At 70.7% G+C, this 3236-nt stretch carries 2 protein-coding genes and 2 pseudogenes; all 4 read right to left on the bottom strand.

Annotated features, from left to right (window positions below; genetic code table 11):
- Positions 1-447: pseudogene (locus tag AC1D15_RS23670) on the bottom strand (molybdopterin molybdenumtransferase MoeA); the annotation flags it as partial.
- A complete protein-coding gene (locus AC1D15_RS23665; RefSeq protein ID WP_477827894.1) occupies positions 447-953 on the bottom strand; it encodes a GNAT family N-acetyltransferase in 507 nt (168 codons plus the stop codon). The pseudogene AC1D15_RS23670 and the gene AC1D15_RS23665, both read right to left, overlap by 1 nt.
- A gap of 51 nt (positions 954-1004) precedes the next feature.
- Positions 1005-2129 carry a GTP 3',8-cyclase MoaA gene (gene moaA, locus AC1D15_RS23660; protein ID WP_477827893.1) on the bottom strand — a complete coding sequence of 375 codons (1125 nt, stop codon included), beginning with the start codon at positions 2127-2129 and terminating at the stop codon, positions 1005-1007.
- Positions 2130-2367: 238 nt separating this feature from the next.
- A pseudogene (locus tag AC1D15_RS23655) lies at positions 2368-2934 on the bottom strand (C40 family peptidase); the annotation flags it as partial.
- Between the last annotated feature and the right edge of the window lie 302 nt (positions 2935-3236).

Raw genomic sequence — 3236 nt, 5'->3', positions numbered from 1 at the left:
GTTCGCGCCTGTTTTGACGGCACCAGCCGGCACGGTGATCCGATCGCCGTCGACCCGCACGAACTCCTGCGGCACGACGGTGTCGAGACCGGGCGGCATMACCGCGCCGGTCATGATGCGCACGCACTGGCCCGCGCCGATCGCGTGGCCGACCACCTGGCCCGCGAGCTCGGTGGCGGCCACCGTCAGCACGGTGGCCTCGCCGGTGCGCAGCTCGCTGCCGCGCAACGCATAGCCGTCCATCGCGGCGTTGTCCCGCGGCGGCACGTCGATCGTCGACGGGATGTCCTGTGCCAGCACGCGGCCGAGGCTCGCGCGCAGCGACAGGTGCTCCACCGCCTGCACACGCGGCAGCATGCGCGCGATGAAGGCGCGCGCCACGTCCACCGGCAGGTCGTCGGCGTCGTAGCCGTGCAGGCCGAGGGCCAGGTCGTTCAAGGAGCTCATCACAGCGCGAGCGACATCAGGTCCTTGTCATGGTAGATGCCGTCGAGCTTGATCGCGTGCTTCAGCGTGCCGTAGCGCACGAAGCCGGCGCCCTCGTACAGCCGCACCGCGCGCCGGTTGGTCGACGTGACCGACAGCGTCAGCAGCTCGATGCCGTCGGCCGCGCGCGCCTGCTCGATGCCGGCGGCCAGCAGCGCGCGCCCGACGCCGCGGCCCGCCGCCTGCGCCTGCACCATCATCCCGACGATGTGGCCGATGTGCCGCACCTTGGCGCGGTTCTCGCGTTCGCAGGTGAGGGCGCCCAGCAGTTCGCCGTCGTCCCAGGCACCGAGCGTGAACTGCCCGCCGCCCGGCTGCCCCAGCCCGAGCCGCGGCAGGTAGACCTCGGCCGGCTTGCGCGATTCGGTGTGCGCGTCGGAGGTGAAGGCATCGGGGAAGGCCTGCAGCATCGCGTCGCGCAGCGCCTTGTAGGCCGGCAGGTCGACGACGTCAAGCGTGCGGATCACCAGCAGCTCAGGGGCCGCGCGGYGCGCGGAGTCGCTCGAGATCATCGAGGCTCATCCACCGATGTAGTGCATCTCGACGCGGCGCCCGGCCGGCGCGGATGACGGGTCGGCGCCGGCCTCGCTGCGCAGTTCGGAGTAGCGGTCGGCGCGCCGGTTCCAGACGCCGCCGATCGCCGCGGCGATCTCGGCATCGCTGCGGCCCTCGCGCAGCAGCGCACGCAGGTCGTGGCCGCGGTGCGCGAACAGGCACAGGTAGAGCTTGCCCTCGGTCGACAGCCGCGCGCGGTTGCAGTCGTGGCAGAAGGCCTGCGTCACGCTCGAGATCACGCCGATCTCGCCGGCGCCGTCGGCATAGCGCCAGCGCTGCGCGGTCTCGCCGGGCTGCTGCGCGCCGAGCGGCTGCAGCGGGAACTCGGCGGCGATGCGCGCGACGACCTCGGCCGACGGCAGCACCTCGTCCATGCGCCAGCCGTTGGTGGCGCCSACGTCCATGTAYTCGATGAAGCGCARCACCGCSCCGCTGTGGCGGAARTGCCGSGCCATSGSKACGATCTSGKCGTCGTTGGTGCCGCGYTTGACCACCATGTTGAYCTTGATCGGGCCGAGCCCGACGCRCTGCGCCGCCTCGATGCCGGCCAGCACGTCGGCGACCGGGAAATCGGCATCGTTCATGCGGCGGAACACCGCATCGTCGAGCGCATCGAGGCTGACGGTGATGCGCTGCAGGCCGGCATCCTTCAGCGCCTGCGCCTTGCGCGCCAGCACCGAGCCGTTGGTCGTCAGCGTGAGGTCCAGCGGCAGCCCGTCGCCGGCGGTGCGCAGCGCGGCCAGCATCTCCACCAGCCGCTCCAGGTTCTTGCGCAGCAGCGGCTCACCGCCGGTCAGGCGGATCTTGCGCACCCCGTGCGCGACGAACTGGCGGGCCAGGCGCGCGATCTCCTCGAAGCTCAGCAGCGAACTGTGCGGCAGGAACTCGTAGTGCTTGTCGAAGACTTCCTTCGGCATGCAGTAGCTGCAGCGGAAGTTGCAGCGGTCGGTCACCGAGATGCGCAGGTCGCGCAGCGGGCGGCCCAGCGTGTCGGCGAGCAGGCCGGTGGGAGCAGTCGATTGCGCAGGCACCAGCGGCACGCTGGAGGCATAGCGGTGGTCTGCCAGCGGAATCACTTTGTCGGCCATGGGCGGATTGTGCCCGCCCGGCATGCGTCGGATGGGCGTGGGGCGATTAGGCCTTGACGGCCTTCACGGCCTTTGCCGCGGGTTTGCGGCGGGTCTTGTGGGTGACCTTGCGGGTGGCCGGCGGGCTGCTCGGCTTCAGCACCTCGGGCGCGGTCGGCGCTGCGGCCGTCACCACAGCCGCAAGCGGGGCCGCTACCGCGCCGACCTCGGCCAGCGGCTCGCCGGCCGGAGCGGCAGCGAGCGTCGCAGTGGCCGACGGCACGGCCGGCGCATCGGCCTGCTCGGCGCGGCGGGCACCGGTGAAGCGCTTGGCCCAGTACGCGAAGCGCATGTCCTCGACCCGCACCTCGCCGCCCGGCTTCGGCGCGTGGATGAACTTGCCTTCGCCGATGTAGATGCCGACGTGCGAGAAGGTGCGGCGCAGCGTGTTGAAGAAGACCAGGTCGCCGGGCTTCAGCTCGTCGCGCTTGACCGCTGTCAGGCCCTTGGCGTGTGCCTGCTCGTCGGCGCGGCGCGGCAGCACGAGGCCGAGCGCGCTCTCGAAGACGTGGCGGGTGAAGCCGCTGCAGTCGAAGCCGGAGTCGGCGTCGTTGCCGCCGCGGCGGTACCGCACGCCAAGGAAGTTCATCGCGGTCAGCACCATGTCGGATGCCTTCTCGCGGACCTGCTGGGTGAAGCTTTCGGGGGCTGTCGCTGTCGTGATGACCGCCGGGGCGGAGGCCGCTTCACTGGGCGGTGCCGCAGCCGGCGTGGCGGCCGCGCCACCCGGCGCGATCAGCCCCTTGTCGGTCAGCAGGCGGGAGATCTGGTCGGTATCGGCCCAGGCGCTGCCGCAGCCGAAGGCCGCCGCCACCAGGGCGCTGCGCACGAAAAAGGGGACGGCCGACCGAAACATGCCGCGCAGCATAAAAGAGTCACCGGGCAGCGTCAACGGCAAAAGTCCTTTCAAAACCGGCACTTAGCACGTTCTTTTCAGGCTTTTCCTGGGTTGTTGCGGGGGTGTTTCTGTGGTGTAACCAAGGGTATGAATGCCTATCGCGATTTTCATGCGCGCTCGCTCGCCGACCGCGCCGGCTTCTGGTCCGAACAGGCGGCGCTGATCGACTG

This window comes from Rhizobacter sp. P2_H2, from assembly GCF_056403375.1.
Note: the sequence above shows the minus strand (reverse complement) of the source record. Positions and strands in the feature narration are given on the sequence as shown.